The following is a 4,109-nucleotide window of genomic DNA, read 5'->3' as shown; positions in this document are numbered from 1 at the left end:
CCCATACCCGTACCGCTCCCCCAGTGACTCCCGGGCGATCTTCTCCTGGAGTTTGAGGATGCCCTGGAGGAGGGCTTCGGGGCGGGGCGGGCAGCCGGGGACGTAGACGTCGACCGGGATGATCTGGTCGACGCCCTTCGTGACCGAGTAGGAGTCCCAGTACGGGCCACCGCAGTTGGAGCAGGCGCCGAAGGAGATGACGTATTTCGGTTCCGGCATCTGCTCGTAGAGGCGTTTCACGGCCGGGGCCATCTTGTCCGTGACCGTGCCGGAGACGACCATCAGGTCGGCCTGGCGCGGGCCCGGCGCGAAGGGGATGACGCCGAGGCGGATGAAGTCGTGGCGGGCCATGGACGCGGCGATGAACTCGATGGCGCAGCAGGCGAGGCCGAAGTTGAAGACCCAGAGGGAGTAGCGGCGGCCCCAGTTGAGGACGACCTTCATGGGTTCGGGGGCGAGGCGGGCGAGGGTGCCCAGCCGTTTCGGCTCCGGCAGCGAGACGGGCTCGGGGGTCACGTCCACGTCAGGACGCCCTTCTTGTAGGCGTACAGCAGGCCCACGGCGAGGAAGCCGAGGAAGATGAACATCTCGACGAGGGTGGCCGCGCCGTAGCCCGGGGCGGAGAAGACCGTGGCCCAGGGGAAGAGGAAGATCGAGTCGACGGCGAAGATGACGTACAGGAACGCGTAGACGTAGTACCGGACTTGGGTGTGGGCCCAGCCCTCGCCGACAGGGTCGACCCCGCACTCGTACGTCATCAGCTTCTCGGGGGTGGGGACGACCGGGCGCAGCAGGCGGCCCGCGCCGAAGGCCACGGCGACGAAGAGCACGCCGACGACGGCGAGCAGCCCCACGACGGAGTACGACCGGAAGTAGTCCGCCGCGACGATCACGGTCGGTTCCCGCAAGGGCATCGACGAGGTCACCGGCCAGTTGTCCGGCAAGGCCCCCTGCAACGTCTCCCGCAAGTCCGACCCCTCCTCTTCCGCGGCGACCGGAGGTGCGGCCGCACGACCCGCTGCCCCGGTGACCCAAGTGAACTCTGTGTTCGACGATCTGTACGCACGGGAGTCTAGGCCCTGTTAAAGGCACGGTAAGCAGCCCGTCGCGCCTTGGGCTTCCCCCAAGACGCCCCGAGACGCCCCCCGAGATGCCCCCGAGATCCCGTGGTGGGGTTTTCCCCAGCAGACCCGGGCGGCGGACCTCATGGCGCCGGGGCCCGCCACCCGGCACGCTGGCCCATATGACCGTACGCATCCCCTACACCGACCCGGCGGCACCCGGTGGCGACGAGTACGACGAGCCGCTGCCGCCCGCCCGCTTCGCCTACGACAGACACACCTGGAAGGAGATCGCGCATCTCCTGACGAATCTGCCGATGTCGGTATTCGGCTTCGTGTATGTGGTGACGATGCTGTGCGTCAGCGCCGGGATGACCGTCACCGTGGTCGGGTTCCCGCTGCTCGCGCTGGGGTTGATGGGCGCGCGGCTGATCGGGAAGTTCGAGCGGGGCCGGGCCCGGCGGCTGCTCGGGGTGCGGATCGACGAGCCGAGCCCGTTGCCGTGGCGCAAGGGCGGCGGGCTGCTGCAACGGGTGTGGATGGCGCTGAAGGACCCGGTGGGCTGGCGGACGGTGCTGTACGACGGGATGCGCCTGCCGTGGGGCATCGTCACCTTCACCGTCACGCTGACGTCGTTGTTCGTGCTGTGGCCGGTGCTGCCGTTCATCGCGCGCGGGCTGGCGAACGCGGACCGCGCGATGGTCCGCGGTCTCCTCTCCCCCTCCGATGAACTGGAGCGCCGTATCGCCGAGTTGGAGTCCGATCGCGGGGTCGTGGTCGACACGGCGGCGGCGGATCTACGCCGGATCGAGCGCGATCTGCACGACGGGGCGCAGGCCCGGCTGGTCAATCTGGCCATGGGGCTCGGGCTGGCCAAGGAGAAGCTGCTGGAGGGGCAGGCCGACGAGCAGGTCGCCGCGATGGTCGACGAGGCGCACGGTGAGGTGAAGCTGGCGCTCCAGGAGCTGCGGGACCTGGCGCGCGGCATCCATCCCGCCGTGCTCACGGACCGCGGGCTGGACGCCGCCCTGTCCTCCGTCGCCTCGCGCTGCACGGTGCCGGTGAAGGTGACGGCCGATCTGGGCGCGCGGCCGGCCGCCGCCATCGAGGGCATCGCGTACTTCACCGTCTCCGAGCTGCTGCAGAACATCAGCAAGCACAGCGGCGCCCGTACCGCGTCGGTGGACGTGTGGCGGGCGGAGGACCGGCTGCTGATCCAGGTGTGGGACGACGGCCGCGGCGGCGCGCGCCTCGACGGCGGCACCGGCATGCGCGGCCTCGCCGACCGGCTGGGCGCGGTGGACGGCCTGTTCGTCCTCGACTCCCCGCCCGGCGGCCCTACGACGGTCACCGCGGAGCTGCCCTGGCGCGAGCGGACCGCCGAACCGGGCCACAAGTAGCAGGAAGCCGGGCCACAAGTAGCGGGCAGCCGGGCCGGAAGCAGCGGGAAACCGGGGGTAGGGAAAACCCCCCTCCGCAGAGGCCGACGGACTCCATGGTTCACGGACCTGCGGCCGAGCAGTCTGGAGATACGACAGCGGACATACGCCGGCACCGCGCACGGCTGCGGAAACGAGTAGAACGGGACGACGCCGATGGCCACGGAGTACGGGCAGGGGCACGGACAGGGGTTCGGGCAGGGATACGGGCCGGGGTACGGATCGCAGGGCGCGTTCGACCTCGACGAGCGCCCCCGGCGCCCGCACCGGCTGCCGACCGTGCTGCGCGCGCCCCTGGAGGCGCGCAGCTGGCGCGAGTTGGGCTACGTACTGCTGAGCCTGCCGATCAGCATCATGCTCTTCACCTACGCGGTGACGATGGTGGCACTGGGCGCGGGCCTGCTGATCACGTTCCTCGGTGTGCCGGTCCTGGCGGGCGCGCTGGCCGGCTGCCGCGGCTTCGGCGCGCTGGAACGGGCGCGGGCCCGCCGACTGCTCGACCTGGACGTCGCCGCCCCCGAGCCGCTGCGCATGAAGAAGAACGGCCCGATGGCCTGGATGGGCGCGGTCCTCAAGAGCGGCGCGTCCTGGCGCCAACTGCTGTACGCGGTCCTGCACTTCCCCTGGGCGGTCTTCTCCTTCGTCGTCGCCCTCAACTTCTGGGCGTACGGCTGGGCGCTGCTGACGTACCCCCTGTGGTTCTGGCTCTTCCCGATGTACGGCGGTGGGGGCGGCCTTCAGCTCTACGGCGACGAGCACCACCGGATCTATCTGGACAACCCGTTCGAGATCACGGTGACCGCGCTGGTGGGACTGCTGTTCACGCTGGCCACGCCGTGGATCGTACGGGCGCTGACGATGGTGGACCGGGTGATGGTGCACGGGCTGCTGGGCCCGTCGAGGCTGGCGACGCGGGTCGTGGAGCTGGAGTCGGACCGGGGTGTCGTGGTCGACACGGCGGCGGCGGATCTACGCCGGATCGAGCGCGACCTGCACGACGGGGCGCAGGCCCGGCTGGTGGCGCTGGCCATGGATCTGGGGCTGGCGAAGGAGAAGCTGACGGAGGACCCGCAGGCGGCGGCGCGGATGGTGGGCGAGGCGCACGGTGAGGTGAAGACGGCGCTCCAGGAACTGCGGGATCTGGCGCGCGGGATCCATCCCGCGGTGCTGACCGATCGGGGGCTGGATGCGGCCCTGTCGTCGGTGGCCTCGCGGTGCACGGTGCCGGTGCAGGTGGACGTGGATCTGCCGGCCCGGCCGGCGGCCGCGATCGAGGGGATCGCGTACTTCACCGTCTCCGAGCTGCTGCAGAACATCAGCAAGCACGCGAAGGCGACGTGGGCGGCGGTGGATGTGTGGCGGGTGGAGAACCGGCTGATGTTGCAGGTCGTGGACAACGGGGTCGGCGGAGCGGATGCTTCCGGCGGTTCGGGGTTGGCGGGTCTTGCCGGGCGGTTGGATGCGGTGGACGGGATTCTGGTGGTCGACTCGCCGGTGGGTGGGCCTACTCGGATCACGGCGGAGCTGCCCTGGCGGGGCTGAGGGTGAGGGGGCCGGGGCGGAGTCGAGGAGTTAGCCCCCTGCCCGGCCCTCTGGGGGCTGCGCCCCC

Annotated in this window: 4 protein-coding genes; 2 read left to right on the top strand and 2 right to left on the bottom strand. The window is 70.7% G+C overall.

Annotated elements, in window-relative coordinates; all coding sequences use genetic code 11:
• Both JHN63_RS49035 and JHN63_RS49030 read right to left on the bottom strand, forming a co-directional pair.
• Window positions 1–522 (bottom strand): NADH-quinone oxidoreductase subunit B (locus JHN63_RS49035; protein ID WP_200691615.1); only part of this gene is annotated, 522 nt, incomplete at its 3' end.
• Window positions 513–914, bottom strand: coding sequence for an NADH-quinone oxidoreductase subunit A (locus tag JHN63_RS49030; RefSeq protein WP_200691616.1), 402 nt, complete (start codon window positions 912–914; stop codon window positions 513–515). The genes JHN63_RS49035 and JHN63_RS49030, both read right to left, overlap by 10 nt.
• Before the next feature lie 329 nt (window positions 915–1,243).
• On the opposite strand from JHN63_RS49030, the gene JHN63_RS49025 reads away from it, so the two are divergent.
• Window positions 1,244–2,461 carry a sensor domain-containing protein gene (locus tag JHN63_RS49025; protein WP_200691614.1) on the top strand — a complete coding sequence of 406 codons (1,218 nt, stop codon included), beginning with the start codon at window positions 1,244–1,246 and terminating at the stop codon, window positions 2,459–2,461.
• Window positions 2,462–2,656: 195 nt separating this feature from the next.
• Window positions 2,657–4,042 (top strand): sensor histidine kinase, encoded by a 1,386-nt coding sequence (locus tag JHN63_RS49020; protein WP_200691613.1) that lies wholly within the window; start codon window positions 2,657–2,659, stop codon window positions 4,040–4,042.
• Window positions 4,043–4,109: the final 67 nt, after the last annotated feature.

The sequence above is a fragment of the Streptomyces sp. MBT65 genome (assembly GCF_016612545.1).
Taxonomy (GTDB): domain Bacteria; phylum Actinomycetota; class Actinomycetes; order Streptomycetales; family Streptomycetaceae; genus Streptomyces.
This window is presented reverse-complemented; position numbering and strand designations above follow the sequence as displayed.